The sequence below is a fragment of the Leeuwenhoekiella parthenopeia genome (assembly GCF_020782115.1).
In the GTDB taxonomy this organism is placed as follows: Bacteria; Bacteroidota; Bacteroidia; order Flavobacteriales; family Flavobacteriaceae; genus Leeuwenhoekiella; species Leeuwenhoekiella parthenopeia.
This window is the reverse complement of sequence record NZ_JAJGMW010000020.1, coordinates 49,067-74,538: the sequence shown is the minus strand read 5'-3', so window position 1 is coordinate 74,538 and position 25,472 is coordinate 49,067. Positions and strand designations below refer to the sequence as shown.

Annotated in this window: 24 protein-coding genes and 1 tRNA gene; 12 read left to right on the top strand and 13 right to left on the bottom strand. The window is 42.7% G+C overall.

Annotation, left to right across the window (positions count from 1 at the left end; genetic code table 11):
• Positions 1-50 precede the first annotated feature (50 nt).
• The gene (locus LLW17_RS14260; protein WP_228230963.1) at positions 51-326 is read right to left on the bottom strand and encodes a type II toxin-antitoxin system RelE/ParE family toxin; all 276 of its coding nucleotides are present in this window, start codon (positions 324-326) and stop codon (positions 51-53) included.
• Positions 327-328: 2 nt separating this feature from the next.
• Entirely contained in the window at positions 329-571 is a 243-nt protein-coding gene (locus LLW17_RS14255; protein WP_228230962.1) for a hypothetical protein, read from the bottom strand.
• A 324-nt stretch (positions 572-895) separates the two neighbouring features.
• Here LLW17_RS14255 and LLW17_RS14250 point away from each other — a divergent pair, with 324 nt between their 5' ends.
• From LLW17_RS14250 to LLW17_RS14240, 3 genes are read left to right on the top strand one after another with little or no spacing between them, the layout of a single operon-like run.
• On the top strand, positions 896-1,858 hold the full coding sequence (locus LLW17_RS14250; RefSeq protein ID WP_228230961.1) for a GNAT family N-acetyltransferase: 963 nt from the start codon (positions 896-898) through the stop codon (positions 1,856-1,858).
• A complete protein-coding gene (locus LLW17_RS14245) occupies positions 1,855-2,958 on the top strand; it encodes a DegT/DnrJ/EryC1/StrS family aminotransferase (protein ID WP_228230960.1) in 1,104 nt (367 codons plus the stop codon). The genes LLW17_RS14250 and LLW17_RS14245 overlap by 4 nt, the downstream gene beginning before the upstream one ends.
• On the top strand, positions 2,951-4,246 hold the full coding sequence (locus LLW17_RS14240; RefSeq protein WP_228230959.1) for an O-antigen translocase: 1,296 nt from the start codon (positions 2,951-2,953) through the stop codon (positions 4,244-4,246). The genes LLW17_RS14245 and LLW17_RS14240 overlap by 8 nt, the downstream gene beginning before the upstream one ends.
• Before the next feature lie 2 nt (positions 4,247-4,248).
• Here the strand turns inward: LLW17_RS14240 and LLW17_RS14235 are convergent, their stop codons facing one another.
• Positions 4,249-5,391, bottom strand: a complete 1,143-nt coding sequence (locus LLW17_RS14235; protein WP_228230958.1) for a glycosyltransferase — start codon at positions 5,389-5,391, stop codon at positions 4,249-4,251.
• Between the two features lie 111 nt (positions 5,392-5,502).
• Between LLW17_RS14235 and LLW17_RS14230 the strand changes: the two genes are divergently transcribed.
• Positions 5,503-6,513, top strand: a complete 1,011-nt coding sequence (locus tag LLW17_RS14230; RefSeq protein ID WP_228230957.1) for a glycosyltransferase — start codon at positions 5,503-5,505, stop codon at positions 6,511-6,513.
• A 121-nt stretch (positions 6,514-6,634) separates the two neighbouring features.
• On the opposite strand, the gene LLW17_RS14225 is transcribed toward LLW17_RS14230, so the two are convergent.
• Both LLW17_RS14225 and LLW17_RS14220 read right to left on the bottom strand, forming a co-directional pair.
• Positions 6,635-7,153 carry a transposase gene (locus tag LLW17_RS14225; RefSeq protein WP_228230956.1) on the bottom strand — a complete coding sequence of 173 codons (519 nt, stop codon included), beginning with the start codon at positions 7,151-7,153 and terminating at the stop codon, positions 6,635-6,637.
• A gap of 104 nt (positions 7,154-7,257) precedes the next feature.
• Positions 7,258-8,190, bottom strand: coding sequence for a glycosyltransferase family 2 protein (locus LLW17_RS14220; RefSeq protein WP_228230955.1), 933 nt, complete (start codon positions 8,188-8,190; stop codon positions 7,258-7,260).
• Positions 8,191-8,251: 61 nt separating this feature from the next.
• Here LLW17_RS14220 and LLW17_RS14215 point away from each other — a divergent pair, with 61 nt between their 5' ends.
• Positions 8,252-9,358, top strand: coding sequence for a hypothetical protein (locus LLW17_RS14215; RefSeq protein WP_228230954.1), 1,107 nt, complete (start codon positions 8,252-8,254; stop codon positions 9,356-9,358).
• 84 nt (positions 9,359-9,442) lie between these two features.
• Here LLW17_RS14215 and LLW17_RS14210 read toward each other — a convergent pair whose 3' ends face one another.
• Positions 9,443-10,126: a cell division ATP-binding protein FtsE gene (locus LLW17_RS14210; RefSeq protein ID WP_228230953.1), complete on the bottom strand. Its 684-nt coding sequence runs from the start codon at positions 10,124-10,126 to the stop codon at positions 9,443-9,445.
• A 224-nt stretch (positions 10,127-10,350) separates the two neighbouring features.
• Between LLW17_RS14210 and LLW17_RS14205 the strand changes: the two genes are divergently transcribed.
• From LLW17_RS14205 to LLW17_RS14195, 3 genes are all read left to right on the top strand, one after another.
• Positions 10,351-13,368 carry a tetratricopeptide repeat protein gene (locus tag LLW17_RS14205; RefSeq protein ID WP_228230952.1) on the top strand — a complete coding sequence of 1,006 codons (3,018 nt, stop codon included), beginning with the start codon at positions 10,351-10,353 and terminating at the stop codon, positions 13,366-13,368.
• 77 nt (positions 13,369-13,445) lie between these two features.
• Positions 13,446-15,197, top strand: coding sequence for a TonB-dependent receptor (locus tag LLW17_RS14200; protein ID WP_228230951.1), 1,752 nt, complete (start codon positions 13,446-13,448; stop codon positions 15,195-15,197).
• Between the two features lie 99 nt (positions 15,198-15,296).
• On the top strand, positions 15,297-16,931 hold the full coding sequence (locus LLW17_RS14195; protein WP_228230950.1) for an amidohydrolase: 1,635 nt from the start codon (positions 15,297-15,299) through the stop codon (positions 16,929-16,931).
• 150 nt (positions 16,932-17,081) lie between these two features.
• On the opposite strand, the gene LLW17_RS14190 is transcribed toward LLW17_RS14195, so the two are convergent.
• From LLW17_RS14190 to LLW17_RS14175, 4 genes are all read right to left on the bottom strand, one after another.
• Complete coding sequence (locus LLW17_RS14190; RefSeq protein ID WP_228230949.1) at positions 17,082-17,618, bottom strand: Riean_0653 family protein; 537 nt, start codon at positions 17,616-17,618, stop codon at positions 17,082-17,084.
• A 141-nt stretch (positions 17,619-17,759) separates the two neighbouring features.
• Positions 17,760-18,926, bottom strand: coding sequence for a lactonase family protein (locus LLW17_RS14185; protein WP_228230948.1), 1,167 nt, complete (start codon positions 18,924-18,926; stop codon positions 17,760-17,762).
• Positions 18,927-19,084: 158 nt separating this feature from the next.
• Complete coding sequence (locus tag LLW17_RS14180; protein WP_228230947.1) at positions 19,085-19,885, bottom strand: MBL fold metallo-hydrolase; 801 nt, start codon at positions 19,883-19,885, stop codon at positions 19,085-19,087.
• 111 nt (positions 19,886-19,996) lie between these two features.
• Positions 19,997-20,461 (bottom strand): GNAT family N-acetyltransferase, encoded by a 465-nt coding sequence (locus LLW17_RS14175; protein ID WP_228230946.1) that lies wholly within the window; start codon positions 20,459-20,461, stop codon positions 19,997-19,999.
• A 123-nt stretch (positions 20,462-20,584) separates the two neighbouring features.
• On the opposite strand from LLW17_RS14175, the gene LLW17_RS14170 reads away from it, so the two are divergent.
• The 4 genes from LLW17_RS14170 (at position 20,585) to LLW17_RS14155 (ending at position 24,195) form a co-directional block, all read left to right on the top strand.
• Positions 20,585-21,760, top strand: a complete 1,176-nt coding sequence (locus tag LLW17_RS14170) for a trans-sulfuration enzyme family protein (RefSeq protein ID WP_228230945.1) — start codon at positions 20,585-20,587, stop codon at positions 21,758-21,760.
• A gap of 153 nt (positions 21,761-21,913) precedes the next feature.
• Complete coding sequence (bshB1, locus tag LLW17_RS14165; protein ID WP_228230944.1) at positions 21,914-22,630, top strand: bacillithiol biosynthesis deacetylase BshB1; 717 nt, start codon at positions 21,914-21,916, stop codon at positions 22,628-22,630.
• Between the two features lie 166 nt (positions 22,631-22,796).
• Positions 22,797-22,872, top strand: a tRNA-His gene (locus tag LLW17_RS14160).
• A gap of 153 nt (positions 22,873-23,025) precedes the next feature.
• On the top strand, positions 23,026-24,195 hold the full coding sequence (locus LLW17_RS14155) for a hypothetical protein (RefSeq protein WP_228230943.1): 1,170 nt from the start codon (positions 23,026-23,028) through the stop codon (positions 24,193-24,195).
• A 199-nt stretch (positions 24,196-24,394) separates the two neighbouring features.
• On the opposite strand, the gene LLW17_RS14150 is transcribed toward LLW17_RS14155, so the two are convergent.
• From LLW17_RS14150 to LLW17_RS14140, 3 genes are all read right to left on the bottom strand, one after another.
• Complete coding sequence (locus LLW17_RS14150; protein WP_228230942.1) at positions 24,395-24,808, bottom strand: type II toxin-antitoxin system HicB family antitoxin; 414 nt, start codon at positions 24,806-24,808, stop codon at positions 24,395-24,397.
• A gap of 57 nt (positions 24,809-24,865) precedes the next feature.
• Positions 24,866-25,024: a type II toxin-antitoxin system HicA family toxin gene (locus LLW17_RS14145; protein WP_228230978.1), complete on the bottom strand. Its 159-nt coding sequence runs from the start codon at positions 25,022-25,024 to the stop codon at positions 24,866-24,868.
• A 130-nt stretch (positions 25,025-25,154) separates the two neighbouring features.
• Positions 25,155-25,388 (bottom strand): putative signal transducing protein, encoded by a 234-nt coding sequence (locus LLW17_RS14140; protein WP_228230941.1) that lies wholly within the window; start codon positions 25,386-25,388, stop codon positions 25,155-25,157.
• Between the last annotated feature and the right edge of the window lie 84 nt (positions 25,389-25,472).

The window sequence follows — 25,472 nt, the reverse complement described above, 5'->3', positions numbered from 1 at the left end:
GTCTGAGATTTTGTTTATTGTAAAAAGCACCTCCCGGCGGAGGTGCTTTTTTATTGGAGTGAAGCCTTAGTGCAGATGACATTACTGATGTAAATCACGCCATCTATTTCTTTGTAAAGTAGCTTATAATCCCTAACTAGTATCTTTCTGTAATCTGCATTAATTTCGTCTTGCTGATACTGCTCAGGAAATGTTATTCCTTTGGAAGCGTTTAAAATGTCTCTTTTTACAATCGCTCTCGCAGACGGAATATCTTTATAACGATAATCTAAAATGTTTTTCAGGGAGTCAATGGCCTGTCTAAGCCAGACAACTTGGAGGGACATAATTAATCGGGAATTTGATTTTCTACATCTTCAATAGAACTAAATTCTCCACGTCCTATTTGATCCTCTGCATTTTCAAGCTGCATATTGTATTCTTTACGCGACATTGGGCTTCCATCGGGAAAATAAGCCACAATTTCATCCTGATAATAATTCTCGAAAACCCCATGTACGATTGCGAGTACTTTGTCATCGCCTCTTTCTACATAAGATTTAATACGTTTTTTAAGTTCCTGCGTTCCCATGTCATTTTTTTATAAAGTTAACTAAAAGTTTTAATCTCCTAGAGCGCGCCTGAGAATTGCCCTTATTGGTTATTTCAACTTTAAAAAAAAAATAGAAAATCTCACGCAACCTTTTTGATTAATTGTAGTCTATACAGTTAAACACACCATTTACGTAGCCGTTTTACTGAAGAAATGCGGTGAGTCGGTTGGTTTACGAAAAATTACGATCTGTATAATTTTAGGGTGTTATACAGGTCACGAACACCTCCTCCGGGAGGTGTTTTTTTTGAAATAAACTTCTCTCATTAAATTTTGTACTTTCCCCATACCAAAGTCTAAAACTTGATAAGCGTAACTAAATACACTCCCGATTATAAATCCCGCTGGGATCGCTTTGTGGCCTCATTGATGGGCTCTAAAAACAAAGGCGTTAAAAACACCAGCTTTTTATTTTCACGTGCTTTTATTGCCTACCACGGCGAGCGTTTTAAAGATCACAGCCTCCTTTTTTTTAAGGATGAAAAAGTGATTGCGGTGCTTCCGGCTAACCGGGAAGGGGCTAACCTGTATAGTCATCAGGGGCTTACCTATGGCGCACTAATTTTGGAAAAAGGTATCGCTTTCGCGGAAACAAAACAGGTTGTGGAAGCTTTGCTGAAATACTTAAAAACGGAAAGATTTCAGCATTTCCAAATCAAATTGATTCCGCAGTTTTATATGCAGCAGCCGGCTTACGAACTCGAGCATCTATTGCTGGAAGCCGGTGCGCAGGTCGTTAGAAGTCAGTTGAATTTTGGAATCGATTATAACCGCCCTTATTTTATTCATACTACCAAAGAACGGCGTGCACGACAGGCAGAGGATCGCGGTTTACGTTATGCGGAAGCCGATTTTGCCGGATTTTGGAATGGCGTATTAAAACCACGCCTGGCTAGTAAATTTGATACCGAACCTGTGCACAGTCTGGCCGAAATAGAGCTGCTTAAAAAGCAGTTTCCCTACAACATCAAGCAGATTAATTGTTATCAGGGTGAAACCCTGCTTGCCGGGGTTACCTTGTTTCTAACGGAAGACGTGGTAAAATCCCAGTACGGCGCCACCACGCCCGAAGGTGAAAAACTTCGCGCGATGGATTTTCTGTTTGTGAACCTGATTCAGGATTATAAAGATGCAGGATATCGCTTTTTTGATATGGGGACCGTGCAGGGCAGCCGTGATGAAGCATACAATTTCGGACTCATCAAACAGAAGGAAGAACTGGGCGCTCAGGTTTATTTGCAACACACGTTAAAGCTCGATTTATGAACATTCCGTTTTTAGATTTGAAGCAGGTAAATGCGCCTTACGAGCAGCGTTTTAAAAAGCGTTTTGAAGATTTTTTGGGTAGCGGAACCTATATTTTGGGTGAGGCAGTAAGTGATTTTGAGAATGCTTTTGCCCGGTATTGCGGCACTGATTTTTGCGTGGGTACGGGTAATGGTTTTGATGCGCTTCGGCTCATTTTTGAGGCTTATAAAGTAGAAGGGAAACTGGCTTCGGGAGACGGAGTCCTGCTCGCCGCGAACAGTTATATCGCCACGGTGCTTGCGGTCATTCAGGCCGGATTAAAGCCTGTTTTTGTGGAAGCCGAAACCCAATACTTTAATATAGATCTTGATAAAATCGGGGAGCCTGATGCTTCGGTAAAGGCACTTGTGGTGACGCATTTGTACGGACAGTTGGGACCCATAGAAGCGCTTTCAGCCTATGCTAAAAAACACCAATTGCTGCTTATTGAAGATGCCAGCCAGGCACACGGGGCAGTAGTGAACGATAAAAAAGCCGGCAGTTTTGGCGATGCCGCAGCCTTCAGTTTTTATCCCACTAAAAATCTCGGAGCCCTGGGTGATGCCGGGGCGGTTACTACTTCAGATGAAAAACTGGCGAAAACTATTCAAAGTTTACGCAATTACGGCCGTAAGGATGCTCAGTATAACTCCAGAATCGGGTTCAATTCACGGCTTGATCCGCTGCATGCCATGTTTTTAGATGAAAAACTAAATGATCTCGATGCCCAGAATAACAGGCGCCGTCAGATTGCATCCCGGTATCTAAGGGAGATTCAAAATGCGGAAATCCGGATGCCTTTTTTTGATGGGTCAGCAGGTCACGTGTTTTATGTTTTTGTGGTTTTGGTCAAAAACCGCCATCATTTTTTAGCGTATCTAAACCAAAACGGAATAGGTTCTGCCATTCATTACGAAGTGCCGCCTTATAAACAGGAAGCACTTAAAAACTATAATCATTTGAGTTTTCCGGTCACCGAAGCAATTGCAAAAAGCTGTGTGAGTATTCCGCTAAATCCTGCTCTTACTGAAGCAGAAGTAAACCGGGTGATTACCGTTCTAAACGCATATCATGCTTAGGTTTGTTCGCAAACTTTTCGCCCAAAATATCCTATTGCAAGTGGGTTCGCTCAATAGTGCGGGTATTGCGATACGGGTAGTTTGCGGTCTCATCACGTCTAAACTTATTGCGGTGTATGTGGGTGCGTCAGGGATGGCCTTGCTGGGCGATCTGCGTAATTTTATGAGTTCGTTGCAAAGCCTGGGGCAATTGGGCGTTAGCAATGGGGTGATTAAATATACCGCCACGTATAAAAAACAACCCGAAGCGCTATATAAACTCGTCGCCACCGTACTAAAACTCCCTTTTTTAGTTTCGCTAGGTTTGGGTTTAATCGTGGTGATTGCCGCTCCGGATCTTAATGCCTTAATTTTTGAAGATACCGAAGATTACACGTTAATCATACGTCTTGCAGGAATCGTATTGCCTCTTTTTACTTTACAAACTTTACTACTGAACATCCTCAACGGGCTGGGAGATTTCCGTAAGGTGATTTTCATAAACATGAGTATCAATGCTTCAGGCGTGTTTTTGTCAGCAGTCTTGATTATTTGGTTTTCAATCTGGGGAGCGATGCTGGCTCTCCTTTTAAGTGGCGTGCTTGCTTTGGGTATTACACTGCTTTTTCTAAGGAAGTATTTCGCGAAGGCGAAAGAGCTATTCCATCTAAAAATAGATGCTTCCATGCTTAAGAAATTGGGTTCTTATGCGTTTATGAGTTTGTTTTCGGCGGTTGCCGCACCCTGGGTGTATATTGCGATACGGCAATACATCATCGAGACAGACGGAATCGAAAATGCGGGATACTGGGACGGGATGCTGCGACTTTCTGATTATTACCTGATGTTTGCTACGAGCATCCTCACCTTGTACGTTTTGCCCAAACTCGCAACTTCCGGAACCCAAACAAATCTGCGCAAAGTCACGACCGACTTTTACAGGAGCATTCTGCCTTTTTTTGCTTTGGGGCTTGTCGCAATCTTTTTGCTAAAAGGCTTTATCGTTAGGTTGGTTTATGATGCCTCATTTCTGGAGATGCAGCCTATTTTTATCTGGCAACTGGCTGGGGATTTGGTGCGTGTGGCGAGTCTGGTAATCGCTTATGAGATCATTGCTAAACGCATGGTGAAAACCTTTGTGATTACGCAACTTATTTCGCTTAGCATCATTTATTTCAGCAGTGTCTGGCTGGTTTCCCGCTACGGATTTGTAGGTGCCGGGATGGCGCATTTGCTGAGTTATTCCCTGTATTTACTGGTGGTGGTGATTCTATTCAGAAAGAAATTATTCGGGAGGGCTAATCATTAATTTTATGTTTCCGTTCGTTCTTTGATCTGCTCCCAGGCTTTGAGGTATCGTCCGGCAACATCGGTAGCATCGTGATGTTTTTCGATAAAAGTTCTGGCGTTTTGGCCTATTTCCAAAATACGTTTAGGGTTTTCGATCAAAGCTTCCAGATCCTTTATAATTTTGCTTACATCAGGAACGGTATGTATGGCGATTTCGTTTTTTTCCAAATTATAGTTTTTGCAAAATGCTTTACCGGCTCCGGTAAACACGACTTTGCCCCGCGCCATTGCCTCAAGCGCGTTATAGCCCTGATCAAGTGCGTAAGCCTGATCGAGAACGATATGCGCATCTTCGTACGTCCTTAAATATTCGGTGTAAGGGAGGCTGCGAGCGGTGCGTACCTCAACGCGATTCCCATATTTTTCCTGAATCTGTTGTAAGGCAGCCTCAAAAAAGTCATTGCCTTTTTTATAGTAGTTGGTCTGATTGATCCCGTGGAAAATAACGATTGGCTTTAGACTGGTGTTGGGTTTAAACTCCAGTTTTTCCACACAAACCGGGTTTGGGATCATTCCCAGGTAATCAGGTTTGCCTGTGTAGGCAGGATGATAATCCAGATCGGTGCTGATGATCGCATCTTTTTTAGCAAAGACAAACTCGTGGTATTTTTTATGGGCAGGTGTGAGGTATTTTACGCTGTATGGAAAATGAATTTCCGGGTTTTGCGATGCGGGATGATGTGGCAGTTTGTCAAGGTTATTCAGGTACACATAATCATCGCCACAGGCTAAAATCACCAGTTTTTTGGTCAGGGCACGCAGGCGTTCGATCACGCGGCGTTCCATAAAATACGCACTCTTAAACGGGTATTCGTTGATGAGTTGGATGACGTCATACGGTTTTTGATCAAAGAGAAAATCCATCGCCCGATAGCCTATTTCCATATTGGCGATGTCAAAACCTGTAAACCGAAACAAGGCTTTCCGATACCAGTTGAGCGGAGTAAAACCTTCGATACGCCGGGCCTGTAACAGTACATCTGAAGGGTATTTTTTAAAGGAATCACCGCTACTCACGAGCGTAACCTCGTGCCCCAGGCTTTGTAAACCCGTTTTCAGACTGTTATGCAGGTTACTGTATTCGCCTACGAGTAAAATTCTCATCTATTTAGTATCTTAAGCCGAAATTATACATAATCCCTGAAACCCATCCCTAAAAATATCGCTATTCTGGTTGAATCCCTCGCCGGGGGAGGAGCAGAACGCTCGGCTGCCTTGCTTAGTACACAGCTTACCCAAATAGAGAATAAAGTGTTTATCATCTCGATTACAGACCAGATCGGTTACGAGCATAGCGGCGAACTTTTCAATTTGGGTTTGTATAAAAACAAGTTGAATGATCCTTTAGATAAATACCGAAGGTTGCGCATTACGCGTGAATTTCTGGAGCTAAAAGCGATTGATTATGTGCTTGATTTTCGCTTTCGAAAAAGTGCGGTTAAAGAATATTTTGTCAAAAAACTGCTGTACCGAAACTTTAAACCGGTTTATATGGTGCGCAGCGCCAATCTCCATTATTACTTTCCCAAAAGTGCTTCGGCGACTCGCTTACTGTTTAAAAATGATTGCATTTGTGTACTCACCGAAGCTATGAAGCGGCTGGTTGAGCAGCGTTATGGTCTTCAACATGTTCATGTGATTCCGAATAGTATTTCGGTTGAAAAATACAAAAAGGTAAAGGCCAAAAAATTTGATAATCCATACATCGTAACCGCAGGTCGACTGTACGATCACAAGCAGTTTGATAAGCTGGTTAAGGCTTACGCCGAAAGTGAACTGCCCGGTAAACAAATTGATCTGCGTATTTTGGGTCAGGGTCCTCAATTAAAAAGGCTTCAAAAGCAGGTTGAAAAACTACAACTGAAAGATCGCGTACACTTTGAAGGTTTTGTCAAAAAGCCCGAAACCTATTTTGCCGGCGCATTGTTTTTTGCCTTTTGCAGCAAGTTTGAAGGTTTTCCCCGCGTGTTGCTCGAAAGTTTGGCTTGTGGCACTCCGGTGGTCTCTACCGATTGCCCCACAGGTCCGGCTGAATTGTTAGACGGTACCAACGGAATCCTCGTACCCCATCAGGATTTTGAGGCGTTTAAAAACGCGTTAAATCAATTGGCAGGCGATACCGATTTATTAAATCAATACCGCGAAAACGCACAGGCCAGTATTGCCCTTTACGATCATCAGGAGGTCAATAAATTGTGGAAAGCGTTTATTGAAGGGATGCAATGATTCGCATCCGATTTGGAAGGGATGCAATGATTTGCATTCGATTTGGAAGGGATGCAATGATTTGCATCCAGAAATAGGGTCGCAATGTATTGCGACCGTACATTATTAATAGCGCATTGCGCTAGTTCAATTTATCCTTTTTCCAATTACGTACATTGTTTTCAATATAATTTGAAATGGCAAGATGCGATTTTTCGTTTCGGATAATGCGATCGTGATATAGGGATTGCCACGCAAAATCGGGATTGGTTTTTCGTGCGTTTGTGGTAACCCCAATTTTAAATCCACGTATAATGGATGCCAGATTTTTTGATTGTGGGCCAAATTTATTCGGGCGTGATGTGTTTTGGGTATTGAATTCATTTTTGCCAATTCCGATAACGGCGTGAAAATGGTCGGGCATCACCACAAATTCACCCATCCATAAATTCATATCGGGACGCATTTCAAATGTTTTTAACCATTCCTGTTCGGCAATTTTTCCAATGTCTGACAATTCCATTTTTCCCAGATTGATTTCACCAAAAAAGTGTTTACGGTGACGGGTGCAAATGGTAATAAAATAAAGACCTGCATTCGCGTAATCCCAGGTAGGATGGCGTGCAGATTCATTGCGGTATTTGCCTTTGTATTTATCCATTTTAAATAAAGTCAAATCGATTTAAATAATTATCGATGAATTATTTACGTTGAAATTAATCAAAAATCCACTGCCTTGTCCATTTCTGAATATTCGAATTCAACCTAGAAACTCGTAACCCGAAATCCTTTTTTAAGCAACCGGTTTTTAAAGCTTCTTAAGCCTCGTAAGAAAGGGGCAGGGAGAGCGAGTAGCAGACGTTGTTGTGGGTTTAGGTATCGCGTGTCCAGTTTGTTGCGCATCGCTTTAAAATGTTCTTGTGCACCTTCCGTTTTAAGATAGTTGCAGGTGAAATACCAATGCCGGTGAATGTAGGTATGTAAACTTTTGTGATTGGGATTTTCGTTGAGATAGCTTTGCAGATTCGGCATTTGCTTCCTGTGCAACCTGCCTTTTGTGATCTGGTTTTCACTTTCAAGGCGGTAAAGCATCGTGGCCTGCGTTGTGTAAGCCATTTTGAATTTTAGATGCGCTCTGATGTAAAAATCAACATCTTCAAAACAGGTGGTTTGAGTGTCAAAACCACCAGTAGATTCGATTATGTTTTTTTGAAAGGCAAAACTGCTAGGAGGTACCAGAGGCTGAAAAAGGGAGGCTTCAAAAAAATCAGGAAGCAAAAGTTGAGGGTCTGCTGTTTTGAGGTTTATTTTTGGAGACACGCGGCTTCCGTCGGTCAATAGCTCAGCGTAGGCTGTGCCGTATAATTTAGCTTCCGGAAATTTTTGACTCAACTCATAAAGGCTTTGCAAATGTTGCGGTTCCCAAAGATCGTCTGCGTCGAGTAAAGCGATGATTTTACCTTTGGCTGCGGCAATCCCCTTGTTGCGCGCTGCGCTTAAGCCCTGATTTTCCTGATTGATCAGTCTGATATTTGATGCGTTAAAAGTTTGAAGAACTTGCAGACTCTTATCGGTAGAGCCGTCGTTGATCAGAATGATTTCATAGTCCGTAAAGCTTTGCGCCAGTACCGACTGGATGGTTTGGGCTACAAAATTAGCCTTGTTATAAACGGGGATGATAACAGAAAACCGGATCAAAAGCTTTAGTTTTAATCAAAAATAGGGATTCTCACCACGCCCAAAGCATTCCCGATCGCCGATGACTCAAAAATTGCAAATTGTCGCTTTTGATAATCCGTTTCCGCTCAACTATGGCGGAGTCATTGATGTATTTTATCAAATCAAGGCTCTTGCAAGTCTGGGAGTTGGGATCGAATTGCATTGTTTTACCGATACCAGACGGGATTTTGAAGTGGTGGAGTCTATTTGTGATGCGGTTTATAGCTATCCCAAAACATCGCGTTTTAAGGCCTTATTTTCCAAAAAACCCATTGCACTGGCAACCCGGGAAAGCCGGCTGCTTACTCAAAGATTGTCGCAATCTGACGCACCGGTTTTGCTTCAGGGTTTGCAATCTGCAGCAATGCTTGTGAATGGTTTAGGCAATAGCAAAGCGGTTTATCTGCGTATTCAAAATATCGAACAGCAGTATTATCGGGGGTTGGCAAATGCGATTAATAATCCGTTGAAAGCCCTGATCTATAACTGGGAGGCCCGTAAATTTGAGAGTTTTGAACCATGTCTTAAGTCGCCTCAGACCCTGTTTACCCTTTCCCATCACGAGCAGCATTACTATTCTCAATTGAATACTTCGGTCTATGTGCCCGTTTTTCACGAAAATGAAATTGTTCAACAATGTTCTGAGTTTGGTGAATTTGCTCTGTACCATGGCAATCTTTCCGTAGCTGATAATTTGAAGACCGCCTGTTTTTTAATTGACGTATTTAAAGAGGTCGATTATCCGCTGGTTATTGCAGGGAGTTTTCGTCAGGAAGTAATTCAAAAAAAGATTAAAAATTATAAACATATAAGCTTTGAGCCTATTGAAACTGCCCAAAAACTCGATGCTCTTCTAGCTCGTGCACACATTACTTTAAATCTGTCTTTTCAGCGATCGGGAACCAAATTAAAAGTGATGAACGCGCTGTTTAAGAGCAGGCATTGTATCGTTAATGAAAATGTGATTGATGAGCCGGAAGCATTGGCCGCCAGTCATCTGTGTACTTCGGCAGTAGCCATTCAGGAAAAAGTGAGGGATTTACGTTCTGAACCCTTTACCGAATTTGAAAAGCGCCAAAAGCTCCTGGACGGCATTTTCAATAATCGCAAAAATGCTCAAAAAATTAAGCAAAGCATTTTTTCGTAAGCATGCTGAATTAAAAATATTCTACGCGACTTATTGAGAAAAAAATGGTCTGAATAGGTAAATTTTTAATTCCGGTTTACCGGGCTAAATGGTTTTTTGCACCACTTCAAAAATCTTATTGCCGTCGCACTTCAGGGTTTTAGAAGGGTATTTCAAGAGCAGCGCATAATCGTGCGTGGCCATCAGAATCGTGTTTCCGTTTTTGTTGATTTCCTGTAAAACACCCATCACTTCAACCGAAGTCTGCGGATCCAGGTTTCCGGTAGGTTCATCAGCTAAAATTAACTCAGGATCGTTGAGCAAAGCACGGGCAATGGCAACGCGTTGTTGCTCACCACCGGAAAGTTGATAGGGATATTTAAAACCTTTGGTCTTCATGCCCACTTTATCGAGTACCTCGTCAATCTTCGTGTCCATCTGCGAATGATCTTTCCAACCGGTCGCCTTCAGTACAAACTTGAGATTTTCTTTAACCGTGCGGTCATTCAGCAATTTAAAATCCTGAAACACCACGCCCAGTTTTCGGCGTAAAAAAGGAATTTGCTTTTCCTTTAGAGTTGCGAGATCGTAGTCTACAATCGTACCCTCTCCCTGTTGCAGGGGCAAATCACCATAAAGGGTTTTCATAAAACTACTTTTTCCGCTTCCGGTTTTCCCAATGAGGTACACGAATTCACCTTTGTTGATGGTAAGACTTACATCTGAAAGGATAAGGCTTTCGCGTTGAAAAATAGAAGCGTTGTGCAGCTTTAAGACCGGTTGTGACATAGTTTTTTCTAAGATAACGTGGTGTACGCGATCAAAAGTACACTATTTCTTGTGTTTGATAAAAAATCAATCTGTTGAAAAGTCGTTCAAAATAAGCGGGCAGAACTTCTTTTTAAGGACCTTGCGCTAGATATAATTATCCTAGTTTTGCAGCGTTAGTATGTGAAGCAGGCTTTTGTTTCAGATACCCGAAACTAGGCTCTTTGCTATCAAATCTGATATTTATGATTAAAAAATATGTGTTTACCGCTCTGGTAATCCTTCTAACCGGCGCAACGGCTGCAGCCCAGCAGACTGAAGCTTTTACAAACGATCTGGCCAAATACGACAAGGCGCTTACGCTCTACAACAGCAAGCAATATCTGGCCGCTCAGACACTTTTTAACGAAATCAAGCAGGAGACAACCGACCCGACGATTGAGGGCGATTGTGCGTATTATATCGCAAACGCCGCAGTGCGACTCAATCAGAGTGGGGCAGATGCGCGCATGCAGAAGTTTGTGGAAGAGTACCCCACCAGCACCAAGCGCAATTCGGCCTATAAAGATGTGGCTGATTATTACTTCGAAAACGGGAAATACTCTGCCGCCAAGCGCTGGTATGAGCAGGTAGATATCAGCCGTTTAAGTTGGGCCGAAATGGAGAAGTACAACTTCAATATGGGGTATGTGCACCTGAAGTCTAATAGTCCGGAAGAGGCTAAAGTGTATTTCAGTCGCGTGCGCAATTCTGAAAAATACGGAGCTCAGGCCAAGTATTACGAAGGTTTTATGGCTTACGAAAACGACGATTATGAGGAGGCAAGTCAGCTTTTTGAAGAAGTGGAGGCCGAAGAAGGTACCCGCGAAGACCTGAGTTATTTTAAAGCCGATCTTAATTTTAAGCAGGGAAATTTCAGAGAAGCCATCCGCCTGGCGGAAGAGCAACTGCCCACAGCCAACCGCAATGAGCAGTCTGAACTCAACAAAATTATCGGCGAGAGTTATTTCAATCTGGGGGAGTTTGACAAAGCCTTACCCTACCTTAAAGAATATAAAGGAAAACGCGGCAAATGGAGCAATACAGATTACTATCAGCTGGGTTATGCCTATTACAAGCAGGGCGATTTTGATAATGCCATTAGCGAATTCAACAAAATTATAGACGGTAAAAACAGCGTTGCCCAAAACGCCTATTATCATTTAGCCGATGCGTATTTACAAACCGGCAAAAAGCAGGAGGCGTTGAATGCATTTCGCAATGCCTATCAAATGGATTTTGAGCCCAAAATCAAAGAAGATAGCGGTCTCAACTACGCCAAACTGAGTTACGAGATTGGTAATGCGTACGAGCCGGCTCCGCAGGCGATTGGGAATTATCTGGAAGCTTATCCTAATGCACCCCAGCGTCAGCAACTGGAAACCCTGCTGATTGATTCCTATATCACTTCCAAAAACTACAAAGCTGCGATGGACCTGTTGGTAAGCAACCGCAATTATCAGGATCAGGAAGCTTATCAAAAAGTAGCATTTTATCGTGGGATTGAATTGTATAATGACGGCGATTATCAGGAAGCGATTGCCAATTTTGAAAAATCTCTGAAAGCTTCGGCTTCGCCGGAATTTACCGCCCGCGCCCTGTATTGGAAAGCCGAAAGCGAGTACACCATCAATCGTATTGATGAGGCCCTGCTTACCTTTAAGCAGTTTGAGCAAAGCAGTGCAGCCCGCTCATTGCCCGAATATGGTGATCTGGCTTACAATCTGGGTTATGCTTATTTTAAAAAGAAAAATTACGATCAGGCGGCCAATTATTTTGAGCGTTATGTGAAGAGTGGCTCCAATGATAATGTGCGTAAGGCTGATGCCTATATGCGTCTGGGCGATAGCTACTTTATCAACAGCAAGTATTGGCCTGCGATGGAAGCCTATAATGAGGCTATTGCGATGCCCGGTGTAGAACGCGATTATGCTACGTTTCAGAAGGCTATCAGTTACGGTTTCGTAGACCGAAACGCCCAAAAAATAGAAGCTTTGAGCAATTTTGCCAATCAGTTTCCTCAGTCGAGTTACCGTGATGACGCGCTTTACGAACTCGGGAATACCTATGTGGCCACAGGCGACAACGAGCGCGGTATTCAGGCCTATGATCGTCTGGTACGCGAAATTCCAAAAAGCAAGTTCGCTGCCAAGTCCCAACTTAAAAAAGCTTTGATTTATGACAATACCGGCCGTAGCGATGAGGCCTTACGTTTGTTTAAAAGCGTAGCCGAAAACTATCCCGGTACTCCCGAAGGCGTTCAGGCGGTTGCTTCCGCAAAACTGATTTATATCGATAACGGCCAGGTAGATGCCTACGGGCGTTGGGCAAACAGCCTCGATTATATTTCGGTGGAAGATTCAGAACTGGATGATGCTGCGTTTTCTTCCGCAGAAAAACAACTGGTAGGAAGCAACAATCCTCAGGCGATTCAAAATTTTGAAAAATACCTGCGCGAATATCCAAACGGACAACGCGCTATGGAAGCACACTTTTACCTTGGTCAGTTGTATTTTGGTCAAAATGAATACCTCAAGACCATTCCGCATTACAACTATGTGATCGAAAAAGAACGCAGCGAGTTTACCGAGCAGGCTCTGGCCCGTTTGGGGCAGGTATACCTGAGCGAACGCAAATATGCTGAGGCAGTCCCTGTCCTGCAACGTTTGGAAAACGAGTCAGATATTCCGCAGAATACCATTTTCGCGCAGAGTAACCTGATGAAGTCGTATTACGAGCTCAAGCAGTATGACAATGCTGTGGCTTATGCCGAAAAAGTTTTGGCAAATAGCAAGATTGACAACAATGTGAAGAGTGATGCTCAGGTGATTATCGCACGTAGTGCGATGCAAACCGGTAACGAGCGCCGCGCTGCCGAAGCGTATGCTGAGGTTTCAAAAATCGCGACAGGCGAACTCGGAGCCGAGGCACTGTACTATGATGCGTATTTCAAAAACCAAAACGGCGATTACAAAGGTTCTAATGCTTCGGTACAGAAACTGGCGAAAGACTTTAGTGGGTATAAAGAATACGGCGCTAAAGGTTTGGTACTGATGGCTAAAAATTTCTACGAACTTAAAGATGCCTATCAGGCGACGTATATTCTGGATAACGTAATTACCAACTTTACCGATTATCCCGAAGTAGTTGCCAAAGCCAGGCAGGAACTCGCCCGCATCAAAGCCGCTGAGGCGCAGACTAATTCTTCATTGGATGGAAACTAATCGCGATTTAAAATTCAAGATTCAATATTCAAAATTTTGAATTTTAAATCTTGAATCAGAAACCTAATAAAACGAAAATGATCAATACAAAATATAAATTCTGCTTTTTTATCCTTTTGACATTTGGTGTGTACCAGGCAAAAGCCCAGGACAAAGACAACCTGGGCACCGAAGTGGTAAATGTGGTGAAACCCTACACGCCTGAGATTGGTGATGCTTTTAAGGTCAAGGCAACCCCTATGCTGAATGATTCGGTAAATATGGCTAAGAAGAAAGTGACTTACGGTATTTTTTCGGTGCCGGTAGCTTCGACTTTTACCCCGGCGAAAGGGCAGGCGGCGCAGATTGAAAAATCAAAGAGAATCAAGCTGTATGACAATTACGTGCGTTTGGGCTTCGGTACCTATACCACGGCATTGGCTGAATTTTACAGCAATTGGGAGATAGACCGCGATTCTAATTTTGGAGTGTACCTCAATCACAATTCGTCGCAAGGGGATATTGAAGGCGTAGTGCTTGACGATTTCTTTTACGATACCGATTTGAACCTGAACTACACGTCTAATACCCGTGATTTTACGCTGAATACCGATTTGGATTTGGGTCATAAATCTTACAACTGGTATGGTGTGGCCGATGATGTCAAGGCAATGCCTACTATGCTCGATTTGATCAACCCTACGCATAATTATTTTCAGGCAGGGCTTAGCGGAACCATCGCTTTTAATGACGGTTTCTTCGAAAAAGCTTACGCTCGTGTGGGTTATTTTGGTGATAATTATGAGTCAGGTGAAATCAGAGCAATCGTTAAACCTGAATTTAAGTTGCCCGTTGCCGGTCAAAAGCTGAGCTTGGATCTGAAACTGGATTATGTAGATGGAAGCTTTGATCGCAATTATCAAAATTCCGCAGGAATAGAATACAGCCATTTAATCGTAAGCGCCAATCCCAGCATTCAGGTGTTGAAAGATGATTTAACGCTTGATTTAGGTATCAATGCAGCAGCGCATTTTACTCCAAATGCACCGGAAACCGATATAAATATTTACCCGGCAGTTCGTGCTTCCTATCGCGTGGTTGATGAGTACTTCATCGCTTATGGTGGGCTTGAAGGGGGACTGATGCAAAACAGCTATCAGGAGCTTGCAACCGAAAATCCGTTTGTATCACCTACGCTGGATTCCATTTCTCCTACCGATCAGAAATACGATCTGTATGCAGGGATTAAGGGGAAACTAAGCAGCGCGATGAGCTATAACCTGCGCGCCAGCTATCTGTCACAGAACAACCGCTTATTGTATAAAAACAATGCGCGTTTTGATGACAATAACGGTAATCTGGGTACAGATAATTATCAGTTCGGGAACTCCTTTGGCGTAATCAATGACGATTTACGCACCTTGTCTTTGTTCGGGGAGCTCAACTTTGACGTAAACAGCAATCTGAAAATGCGCGTTAACGGAGAAGTCTTTACTTATGAGACCGAAACAGAGGCTGAAGCCTGGAACCTTCCCGACTTTAAAGCTTCGTTTTTTGCAGATTATCAAATTGACGAGCACTGGTTTGCCGGTGTCACCCTGTTTTACGTAGGCGAACGCAATGATGAGGTTAATGTTTACGGTCCTGCACTGGGAGGTGGTAACCCTCAGGTTGTGACTTTAGACTCGTTTTTTGATGCCAATGCTCACGCGGGATATCGCTTCAACGAGCAGTTGTCGTTTTTTGTGCGCGTAAACAATGCTTTGGGTAACAATTACCAACGCTGGGTCAATTACCCGGTGCAGGGTATTCAGGGAATGGCAGGTGCCACGTACCGCTTTGATTGGTAAAAAATCTTAATTAATCATAAAAAAAAACTCCTTTAAAAAGGAGTTTTTTTGTTTTAGGCTTTGATGTCTTAATTTGTACTTTCGGTAAAAATTTCAGCTATGCGCAATTTCCTGTTTTTGATTTTCCTTTCTATTTTACTAACTGCCTGTAACGACAAGCCTGAGGCCAAAACGGCGGTAGATAAAATCTTTATAAATGCCACGGTTTACACGGTAGACGCTGAGTTTTCAAAAGCTCAGGCCTTTGCGATCAGAGGAGATAAGTTTGTAGCTGTTGGCCTAACCGACTCCATTCAGGCGAAATACCAGGCGACTGAAACTATAGATCTTCAGGGCAAAATCGTATATCCCGGTTTCATCGATGCGCATTGCCACTTTTTTAGGTTTGGCGCTTCGTTGCAAAACGTAGATTTAGTCGGATCTAAAAGTTTTGACGAAGTAGTACAACGGGTGCAGGAATTTCAGGCTCAAAAACCTTCTGACTTTATCTACGGAAGAGGCTGGGATCAAAACGACTGGGAAGACAAGGCATTTCCTAACAAACGCAAGCTGGATTCACTTTTTCCCGATACTCCGGTCGTATTGCAGCGTATAGACGGGCACGCGCTTTTGGTAAACCAAAAGGCTTTAGATCTTGCAAAAATAGACAACACCACCATCACGGAAGGTGGGGAGATTGTGAAGGAAAACAACGAACTCACCGGCGTACTGGTTGATAATCCTATGGATTTGATCACGCCCATTATGCCACAAATGACCCGTGAACAGGCAACTGCCGCCCTTCAGGATGCTCAGGAATACTGTTTTAATTACGGGTTGACCACGGTTAACGATGCCGGTTTAGATAAGGAGACTATTTTTTTGATTGACAGTTTACAGAAAGCAGGCGCACTCGATATGCGTATGTATGCGATGATCAGTAACACGCCCGCAGATGTAGATTATTTCCTCAAACATGGTATTCTAAAGACCGATAAACTCAATGTGCGTTCGGTAAAAGTATATGGAGATGGGGCTTTGGGCTCACGCGGTGCAGCCTTACGCGAACCCTACTCAGACCGGGCAGGTCACTACGGGGCGATGGTGACTCCGGTTGACAGCATTTACAGCCTGGCGCAAAAGTTAGCCCCTTCAGCTTTTCAAATGAATACGCACGCTATTGGAGATTCAGCAAATACGGTGATCTTAAAAGCTTACGCCGAAGCCCTGAAAGATCAGTCAGACCGTCGCTGGAAGATTGAGCACGCGCAGGTGATTTCGCCTGAAGATTTCAATTATTTTGACGAAAACATTTTACCATCGGTACAGCCTACACACGCTACCAGTGATATGTACTGGGCAAAAGATCGTTTGGGTGAGCGCCGAATGAAGGGCGCTTATGCCTATAAAAAACTGCTTGATGAAGCCGGAATCATCGCTTTGGGAACTGATTTTCCGGTAGAGCAGGTGAATCCGTTTTATACCTTTTATGCTGCGGTAGCCCGAAAGGATCTGATGCAATACCCTGAAGGTGGTTTTCAAATGAAAGATGCGCTGAGCCGCGAAGAAACGTTGCGTGGGATGACCATTTGGGCGGCCTTTTCCAACTTTGAAGAAGCGGAGAAAGGAAGCATCGAGCCCGGTAAATTTGCAGACTTTATCGTGATGGATGCCGATTTGATGACCATTCCTGAAGATGAGATCCCAGATTTAAAAGTAAATCAAACCTGGTTGGGCGGGAAGCAGGTGAAGTAGTGTCTTTGGAAGATATTATCATTATTATTGCTATTCAGGATTATAAGAGTTTGGAACTTCTAAGGTTTTGAGCTGAAAAATAGGGTCTAGTATCACTAATTTGTAAAATAGTATATATGATACTAAGTGTTATTTTTAATTGAATTTGTTCTATCTGGAATATTGCATGTCAAAACGGCCTTCTCGAATTTTAGCTATTTCGTTTGTATATGGATGAATTACATCGAACCAAAATGTTCCAGAAATTATTTGATTTTCGGTATCAAGTTTTGTAATAGTTAGTTCTCCAGAATTATTTATTGAAGTGTCGCTTTTTAGAGTAGAATAAAAGAAAGTGCCATTTGCCTTGCCATCCTCTTCTTCTAATAGCTGATATGTAGATCCTTCACTTAACTCCAAATTCTCAGTCCCAATTGATATTCTTCTTCCGAAATTATCTCCATCGATATTACTCCCTTGGACAGAAAAATAGTATCCTCCATTAACAAATTGGTAAACACAATCTAATGGGTTTATTCCACCGCCAGGTATGAAAGGCTCTCCATCTAAAAGACATCCAAATGTATTTTCTCCCGTTTGTGTTTCGGTTGGTAATTGAGATAAGGGATCACCATTCGTATTATCATCATCATTTTTACAAGCTAATAATGTGAATATTAGAAAGAGGTAAAGGAATCTATGTTTCATAATGTCTGAGATATAAATAAATCCTTTTATATAACAAAACTGAATTTCAAGAATTGTAAGTTAAAACACCGCTTAATCTATGCTACTGGTAGATTTCATTATGATTAATTACCGAATAATTTTATTTCCATTACGCAAAGGCTACTCAAACAAAATACAAACCGGTGCAGGCGCTGCAACTTCAGCAATAAAGTTCATTAATCCGGTTTTGGCATCGCGTTTATAGGAAACCAGGTTGTTTCCGTTTTGATTAGCAACCAGAATAAAGTTTCCGTCCGGTGAAATTTGAAAGTTACGTGGGTCTTTTCCTTTTGTAGGTTCGTTAGCGACAAGTTTTAAACTTCCATCTTCCATAACTTCTAAAATGGCGATGCTGTCGTGACCGCGGTTTGACGCATAAATAAACTTACCATCTGCACTCGCGTGAATATCTGCTGCTTTACTGTATTCAGCAAAACCTTCCGGAAGGATAGAGAAGGAGCTTACTACGCTGTAGTTTCCGTTTTCATTCTGAATCTGGCTGATGGTATTATCGAGTTCGTTTAGCACGTAGATAAAATCATTATTAGGATGGAAGACCAAATGTCTTGGGCCTGCACCTTCTGGTAAATCGAGTTTTTGAGTAGTGGCCGGTTCCAGTTTGTTGGTTTCGGTATTGATTTTTGAAAACCACAATTGATTGGTTCCCAGGTCGGCTGAAATGATACCGCTGCCATCGGGAATAAACCAGGCGGAGTGCGCGTGCGGACCTTCCTGCCGTTCAGTGGTGCCTTTGCCCTCGTGCTGTTCCACATCCAGTAGATCAGAAAGGCTTCCGTCTTTGGGGTCAAGTTTTAGCAGGCCTATATTGCCTCCGGTATAGTTGGCAACCAGCACATATTCATCGTCATTAACCGCCACAAAACAGGGATGGGCTCCGCCGGTAGGGCTTTGGTTAACTCCAAGTAATTCATCGCCATCAACCTGAAACGATTCAATGCTGCCGTTTTCATTTTCGTTTACGGCTAAAAGGATGTCCTTATTTTTAGAAAAAGCCAGGAAAGATGGGTTTTCAGATTCGACAGCAAGTACCGGTTCAGTAAGGCTTCCGTCAGCATTTAAAACCGCTTTGTAAATACCCTTACTGTCGCCGTTAGTATAAGTTCCTATATAAAAAGGCATTCCTTCTGAATGTTCTTGTGGAGTTTCGGTCATAACAGATTCGGTTTTGGTTTCGGTGTTTTTACATGAAAAGAATAGCATAAAGCTTAAAGCGAAAAGAGGTGCTTTCATAAGGTAATTGCGTTTATCGATTTTAAAAGTACGCATTTACACTTTTTTGCCAAGCTTTCGTCCAAAACAAAAAAATCCCAACCGGTGCGATTGGGATCTTATTGGCTCCGCCAAAGGGTTTGCTACTGAGAGGTTTGCCTTGGAATTAAAGGTTTCTTTTCTACGGAAGCCTTGTAGATTTGCCACGAAGTGGTTTATTCTGATTTATTGGGATACCAGTCGAGCATTATGACCTCGGTGCCTACATTGGCCGAGTCTACGATGCTTTTAAATGTATCGGTATCGCTAAGACCTCCCTGACCTCTAAAGTGATACGGATATACTTCATCTGGAGCAAAGGCAATCACACCATCTGCTGCGCTTTCTACAGTCATTGTGTACGGCAGGTTCATACATACAAAAGCCTTGTCGATGTCTTCCAGATTGCGCATTTCAGGAATGTCTTCGGTATCGCCAGAGAAATAGATGCGCGTGCCGTCTTTTTCCAGCACATAACCATTACCACGGCCTTTTACGTGAAACTGCTTAGCCTCTTCACGCAGGTTATACATTGGGATAGCAGTCAGGGTATATCCATCCCAGCTTTGCGTATCGTCGTTATTCATCACCGTAACCTGCGAACGAATGGGGCCTTCTAGTTGATCAAAAACCGCCTGAGGAGCAAAAATTTTGGTGTCGGGTTTAGCCACAGCCTTAAGCGTAGCCTGGTTTAAGTGATCGCCGTGAATATCGGTAAGCAAAATATACTGGGGAGCTGGCTGGCCTTCAAAAGCTTCGGCGCCGCCTACGGGATCAATATAAAAAACGGCATCTCCCAGCGTAAACACGGCCGTAGCATGTTCAATAGGAGTGATATCAAAAGCGGCTTCCATTTCAGATTCTTCAGTCATTGCCATTTCTTCCGTTTCGGTTGTGACTTCTTCCTGATTTTTGGTCTCGTTTTTACAGCTGAATAGCGTGGTAACTACCAAAGCCGTTAGTAGAATTTTTTTCATTTTTAATGCGTTTTAGGTTTAGAATACCCTAAAGAAACTAAGAAATTGAAAGAAAGCGTATTAAAGAAATGGTAAACTGCAATTCCGGAAGCTCATAGTGCCGAATACTGCTTAAAGACTGATTCTCATTTTGATATCTGCCCGCAGGTAGGGATTGGGTTGCTCCAGCGGGATTTCTTCAAAACCATGGTTTCGATACAGGTAAATCGCGTTTTCAAGCTTTCGGTTTGAATACAGAATGAGTGCGTCTAATCCTTTTTGACGGGCAAAATTCAGTGTATGCTGAAGCAATTGCTGACCGATTTTTTGACCCCGTAAGTCACTATCCACCGCCATTTTAGTGAGTTCAAAAATTCCGTTTTCATCGGGCATCAGGGCTACAACGCCGACTACCCGATCTGCGATTTTTGCGAACATAATTTCTCCGCCGGGTTTTAGGATAAAACGTTCAGGATCGCTCAGAACTTCCTCGTCGTGGGGTTCCACTACAAAATACTGCTTTAGCCAGTGCAAATTGAGGACTTTAAAAGCTTCTGCATAGTCGGGTTTATAGGTATCAAATACTAATGTAGGCATCGTGTTGAATTCGGTTTTGCAAATATAGTATCAATAGAGCCGGCTTTCCAGCCGATTTATAGCGCAAAGTCAAACGTATTCCTTTGGCTTTTTTGTAAATTCACAGCTTCAATTAAAAAGGCTATGAATCACTCAAAATTCGGAAAAAACACCATTTGCACCCACGTGGGCGAGGTAGAAGACAAGCAGTTTAAAGGCGCGATTTCGCCGCTTTATATGTCGACTTCTTACGCCTATGAATATGTTGAAGTAAAGCGATACCCACGATATTTTAATACACCCAATCAGGAAATGCTCGCAAAAAAAATTGCGGCTCTTGAAGGTACTGAAGCCGGAATGATTTTTGGCAGCGGGATGGCGGCAGTGAGCACCGCGCTTCTGGCCTTTTTAAATGCGGGAGATCATATTGTATTGCAGAAAACCCTTTATGGCGGAACCTTCAATCTGGTAGAAGAGGAATTTTCTAAGATGGGAATCGAGTACAGTTTTACCGAAGGTCTTGAGCGCACAGATTTTGAAAAAGCCCTGAAGCCAAACACCAAAGTGCTGTATATCGAAACCCCGTCAAACCCGTTAATGACGGTGACCGATATGCAAATGATTGCCGATCTGGCTAAAGAAAACGACATTATAACGATGATTGATAACACCTTTGCCTCGCCGGTAAATCAGAATCCGGCGGAATTTGGCATCGATATCATCATCCACTCGGCGACTAAATATATGGGTGGGCACAGTGATATTCTGGCGGGCGCTGTTGCGGCCTCAAATGCACATATGGAACAGATTTGGCATAAAGCCAAAAACTTAGGTGGTAGCCTGAGTGATTTTAGCGTGTGGATGCTGGAACGGAGTCTTAAGACGCTTGTGCTTCGAGTAAAGCAGCAGAATAAGAACGCTAAAAAACTGGCAAAGTGGCTGGAGCAAAATGGTCACGTAAAAGCGGTGTATTATCCCGGTTTAAAGTCGCACCCCGATTATGCGCTGGCTAAAAAGCAGATGCGCGGTTTTGGTGGAATGCTCTCATTTGAACTCGCAGACGAGCTGGATGCTAAAGCTTTTTTAAAGGAATTGAAACTGATTAAGCCCTCTATGAGCCTTGCCGGGGTGGAATCTACCATTTTGTCTCCCACGCAAACCTCGCACGCCTTGTTGAGTGCCGAAGAACGTGCACATCAGGGAATAAATGACGGTTTGCTTCGCTTTTCGGTAGGTATTGAAGATCGAAAGGATTTGATCGCAGACCTCGAGCAGGCACTGGAAAAGGTGGTTAAGGATAGTTTGAATTTTAGTCTCTAAAGATAGGTGAGAAGTGAAAAGTAGAAAGTGAAAAGTAGAAAGTGAAAAGATTATACTTAAACGATTCCACGATTCCACGATTCCACGATTCCACGATTCCGCGATTCCACGATTCCACGATTCCACCAAATAACCATTAATACGTAACGTATAGTGAAATTAGATATACTTGCCATTGGCGCACACCCTGATGATGTAGAATTGTCCTGTGCGGGTGTTTTGGCCAAAGAACAAAGTCGCGGTAAGAAAACCGGAGTGCTTGATTTGACGCGGGGTGAACTCGGAACACGCGGTTCGGCGGAGATCAGGGACCAGGAAGCCGCAGATGCTGCGAAAATATTAAAGCTTAGTGCCCGCGAAAATATCGCTCTGGCTGACGGCTTTTTTGAAAACAACCGCGAGTCCCAATTGCGTATTATTGAAATCATACGCAAATACAGACCCGAGATTGTGTTGTGCAACGCCATTGATGATCGGCATATCGATCACGGTCGCGGGAGCAAGCTCGCCAGTGACGCCTGTTTTCTCAGCGGCCTCAAGAAGATTGAAACCAGCCTCGACGGACAACCGCAGGAACCCTGGAGACCGAAAAACGTGTACCATTACATACAATGGAAAAACCTGCAGCCCGATGTGGTGGTAGATATCACCGGTTTTATTGATCAAAAGATGGAAGCTGTGATGGCTTATTCCTCTCAGTTTTATGATCCGTCGAAAGGGGAGGACAATACCCCTATAAGCAGTAAAAACTTTCAGGAAAGCATCAAATACCGGGCACGGGATCTGGGCCGACTCATAGGCACTGATTATGCAGAAGGTTTTACGGTAGAGCGCTATCCCGCGGTTGATTCTATTTTTGACCTGATTTAACTCGCATTGCGAGTTTGAAATTGGAGCCTGTTTCAATCTCGGAAGTAGACGATCTGGCTTAAAGTTAAATGAGCTTTTATTTTTTTATCAGAAAATATTGCTCATAATATGGATTTGCATTACATTTGCAGCCGCATAAATCGCTAGCGAAATATGCTTTTTAAATGGTGGTTGTAGCTCAGTTGGTTAGAGCGCTTGATTGTGGTTCAAGAGGTCGTCGGTTCGAGACCGATCTTCCACCCGGAAAGAAAAATCCTCACGGAAACGTGGGGATTTTTTCGTTTTAAAGGATTTTGATTCAATGGAAACGAGCAATAGTCTACAGCAAGAAGTATTTCAAAACATTTTGTGTTAACATTTTTTAGTACTTTGGCGCCTCCCAAATACTGCAATTCATGAAAAATTTTGGCCTATTACTGGTAACTGCGCTTTTGCTTGGCGCCTGTGGCGGCGTGCGTAAATCTGAAAAAGACCTTGCCCGCGGCAATTACGATCAGGTAATTGTACAAACGCTTGATAACCTGCGTGTCAATAAATCGGCGGAACGTAAAGAACCCTATATCGCTTTATTAAAAGATGCTTTTGTAAAAGCTGTGGACCGCGATGAACGCCGTTTGGATTTTTTGGAAAAGGAAGACAATCCCAATACACTCCGGGAACGTTATGCCCTGATTACCGGTTTGAGTCTGAGACAGGATCGTATACGACCCATTTTGCCGTTACCGGGCACGAAATTCAGTTTTACAGACTATTCGGATGCGATTATCAGTATCAAAAACGACCTTTCTAAACACCTGATTGAATCAAGTACACAACTGCTCGAAAACGGAACCAAAGCCGATGCCCGTCTGGCCTACGACGACCTCGCTTATCTGGAAGAAATCAATCCCGGTTATGCCAATACCACGGCTTTACTGGAAGATGCACGCTACAAAGGCACCACGTTTGTACGATTGGCGCTGGTTAATGAGACGGAGATGGCGATTCCCGCCCGACTGGAGAACGATTTGCTGAATATAGACACCTACAAACTCAACAGACCCTGGGTGCAATACCACAATCGCGAGATCGAAAATCTGGCTTACGATTATGACCTGATCCTTAGTTTTAGAGGGATTCAGATTAGTCCCGAGCTGGTGAAGGAGCGTATTTTAAAACAGGAAAAAAAGGTGAAAGATGTTTTTGACTATGTGCTAGACAAAAACGGAAACGTAAAAAAAGACAGTCTGGGTAATGATATCAAGGTTGATAAATTTAAAACCCTGCGTGCCGATATTCACGAGTTTACGCAGTCTAAAAGCACACAGATCACAGCTCAGGTAGACCTGATCGATTTAAACACAAACCAGTTGGAGGCCACATTTCCGCTGAACGACGGCTTTATTTTTAACCACATCTACGCAACTTACACAGGTGATAAAGAAGCCATTGACCCTAAAATGCTGCCACTTCTGGGCAACCGGCCGGTACCTTTCCCCACAAACGAACAAATGGTTTACGACTCGGGCGAAAGCTTAAAACTACTTTTTAAGGATATTCTGATTAACGAAATTCGGGTGCAGTAGCTATAACTATTATTATTATTATTGTTATTATTATTATTATTATTATTATTATTGTTGGCTATATAGGTTTTTGTTTTATGGAAGGGATTGAGATTGTAATTCTAACTAACCACCACACAATTTAATCGCTCGGTAACCTAAGGTTGAATGGTTTAGGTAATTGATCTATTTTGTAATAAACTCAGTTTCAATTGATCATTTAAAAACTTACCGAGAGTAATTCTTTGCCCAGTTCGTGAACAGCTCTTTCAATTTTCTTGACCTGGTCTTCAGAGGCTGAAGCTTTACCGGTCTTATACTGACGTAGCAATGAACTATTGATTTTTGCTTTCTCTGCGATGATTGAAATCTTGACTTCCGGGATCAGTTCAAAAAACGATTCCAAATCCACTTTATATTCAAATTCATAGCCATTTTTATAGTGATCAACCCAGTCTTCACCTAATTCACGGCCTACCTCAAGATGATCTTCAAATGCCTGATTTAAATTTTTCTTAAGTTCTGCTAAAGTGTTTCCAAAAGCAGACACAAGGCCTACTTCTTCCTGAGTAGTTCCCCAGTATGTTCCGTCGTCACCTTTCTCAATGTAAACCTTAATTTGCCGGATTTTCATAATATTCTTGTTTATGGTCTTTTACCGATGTCTAATTCAATGATAGAAAGGGAAGGTTTATTTTAGTCCTGCCTGTTTAAGGATTGATTCTACAGTTCCCTTTGGTATATCTTTCCTGGGGTGCGGTATAGTAACCAATCCTGCTTTCTCAGGATGCTTGAAGTGATGATGGCTGCCTTTAGTCCTTACAATATACCATCCGTCTTTTTCAATCATCTTTATCAAAGAACTCGATTTCATGATTTAAAACTATAACAAAATTGTTATATAACAAAAACGTTATGAAAATAATTAATTCTTCTTGGGGAATTATATCACATAATTAATTGCCGTAACGTGATGAGCGTTACCCATTATATTCAGCATCTAAATCGGATTTTTCAATAATATCCTGAGCTTTTTCAAAATCTGATTGTGGTACGTATAATTCCACGTCATTTTGGGGTACTCCAAAACCACCCAGGCGGGCAGATTCTACGTGGTCTTTAATACGCGTTTGAATATTTTCCTGATCTAACAGAAAAGCGGCTCTATTAATGATGATGGAGCTACTGGTCAATAGTTTTTGGTAATCGCTCATAATTTCAGTTTTTGTTAAGGTCTGATTTAATGTCTTTCGTTAGCATTTTAAAATAATTCAAAGAGAAGTTCTTACAATCGAAAG

What these genes read in the sequence shown, in the direction of transcription:
- LLW17_RS14260 (WP_228230963.1), bottom strand. Translation starts at nt 326, where the DNA reads ATGTCCCTCCAAGTTGTCTGGCTTAGACAGGCCATTGACTCCCTGAAA.
- LLW17_RS14255 (WP_228230962.1), bottom strand. Translation starts at nt 571, where the DNA reads ATGGGAACGCAGGAACTTAAAAAACGTATTAAATCTTATGTAGAAAGA.
- LLW17_RS14245 (WP_228230960.1), top strand. Translation starts at nt 1,855, where the DNA reads ATGAACATTCCGTTTTTAGATTTGAAGCAGGTAAATGCGCCTTACGAG.
- LLW17_RS14240 (WP_228230959.1), top strand. Translation starts at nt 2,951, where the DNA reads ATGCTTAGGTTTGTTCGCAAACTTTTCGCCCAAAATATCCTATTGCAA.
- LLW17_RS14235 (WP_228230958.1), bottom strand. Translation starts at nt 5,391, where the DNA reads ATGAGAATTTTACTCGTAGGCGAATACAGTAACCTGCATAACAGTCTG.
- LLW17_RS14225 (WP_228230956.1), bottom strand. Translation starts at nt 7,153, where the DNA reads ATGGATAAATACAAAGGCAAATACCGCAATGAATCTGCACGCCATCCT.
- LLW17_RS14215 (WP_228230954.1), top strand. Translation starts at nt 8,252, where the DNA reads ATGACTCAAAAATTGCAAATTGTCGCTTTTGATAATCCGTTTCCGCTC.
- LLW17_RS14210 (WP_228230953.1), bottom strand. Translation starts at nt 10,126, where the DNA reads ATGTCACAACCGGTCTTAAAGCTGCACAACGCTTCTATTTTTCAACGC.
- LLW17_RS14205 (WP_228230952.1), top strand. Translation starts at nt 10,351, where the DNA reads ATGATTAAAAAATATGTGTTTACCGCTCTGGTAATCCTTCTAACCGGC.
- LLW17_RS14200 (WP_228230951.1), top strand. Translation starts at nt 13,446, where the DNA reads ATGATCAATACAAAATATAAATTCTGCTTTTTTATCCTTTTGACATTT.
- LLW17_RS14195 (WP_228230950.1), top strand. Translation starts at nt 15,297, where the DNA reads ATGCGCAATTTCCTGTTTTTGATTTTCCTTTCTATTTTACTAACTGCC.
- LLW17_RS14190 (WP_228230949.1), bottom strand. Translation starts at nt 17,618, where the DNA reads ATGAAACATAGATTCCTTTACCTCTTTCTAATATTCACATTATTAGCT.
- LLW17_RS14185 (WP_228230948.1), bottom strand. Translation starts at nt 18,926, where the DNA reads ATGCGTACTTTTAAAATCGATAAACGCAATTACCTTATGAAAGCACCT.
- LLW17_RS14180 (WP_228230947.1), bottom strand. Translation starts at nt 19,885, where the DNA reads ATGAAAAAAATTCTACTAACGGCTTTGGTAGTTACCACGCTATTCAGC.
- LLW17_RS14175 (WP_228230946.1), bottom strand. Translation starts at nt 20,461, where the DNA reads ATGCCTACATTAGTATTTGATACCTATAAACCCGACTATGCAGAAGCT.
- LLW17_RS14170 (WP_228230945.1), top strand. Translation starts at nt 20,585, where the DNA reads ATGAATCACTCAAAATTCGGAAAAAACACCATTTGCACCCACGTGGGC.
- LLW17_RS14155 (WP_228230943.1), top strand. Translation starts at nt 23,026, where the DNA reads ATGAAAAATTTTGGCCTATTACTGGTAACTGCGCTTTTGCTTGGCGCC.
- LLW17_RS14150 (WP_228230942.1), bottom strand. Translation starts at nt 24,808, where the DNA reads ATGAAAATCCGGCAAATTAAGGTTTACATTGAGAAAGGTGACGACGGA.
- LLW17_RS14145 (WP_228230978.1), bottom strand. Translation starts at nt 25,024, where the DNA reads ATGATTGAAAAAGACGGATGGTATATTGTAAGGACTAAAGGCAGCCAT.
- LLW17_RS14140 (WP_228230941.1), bottom strand. Translation starts at nt 25,388, where the DNA reads ATGAGCGATTACCAAAAACTATTGACCAGTAGCTCCATCATCATTAAT.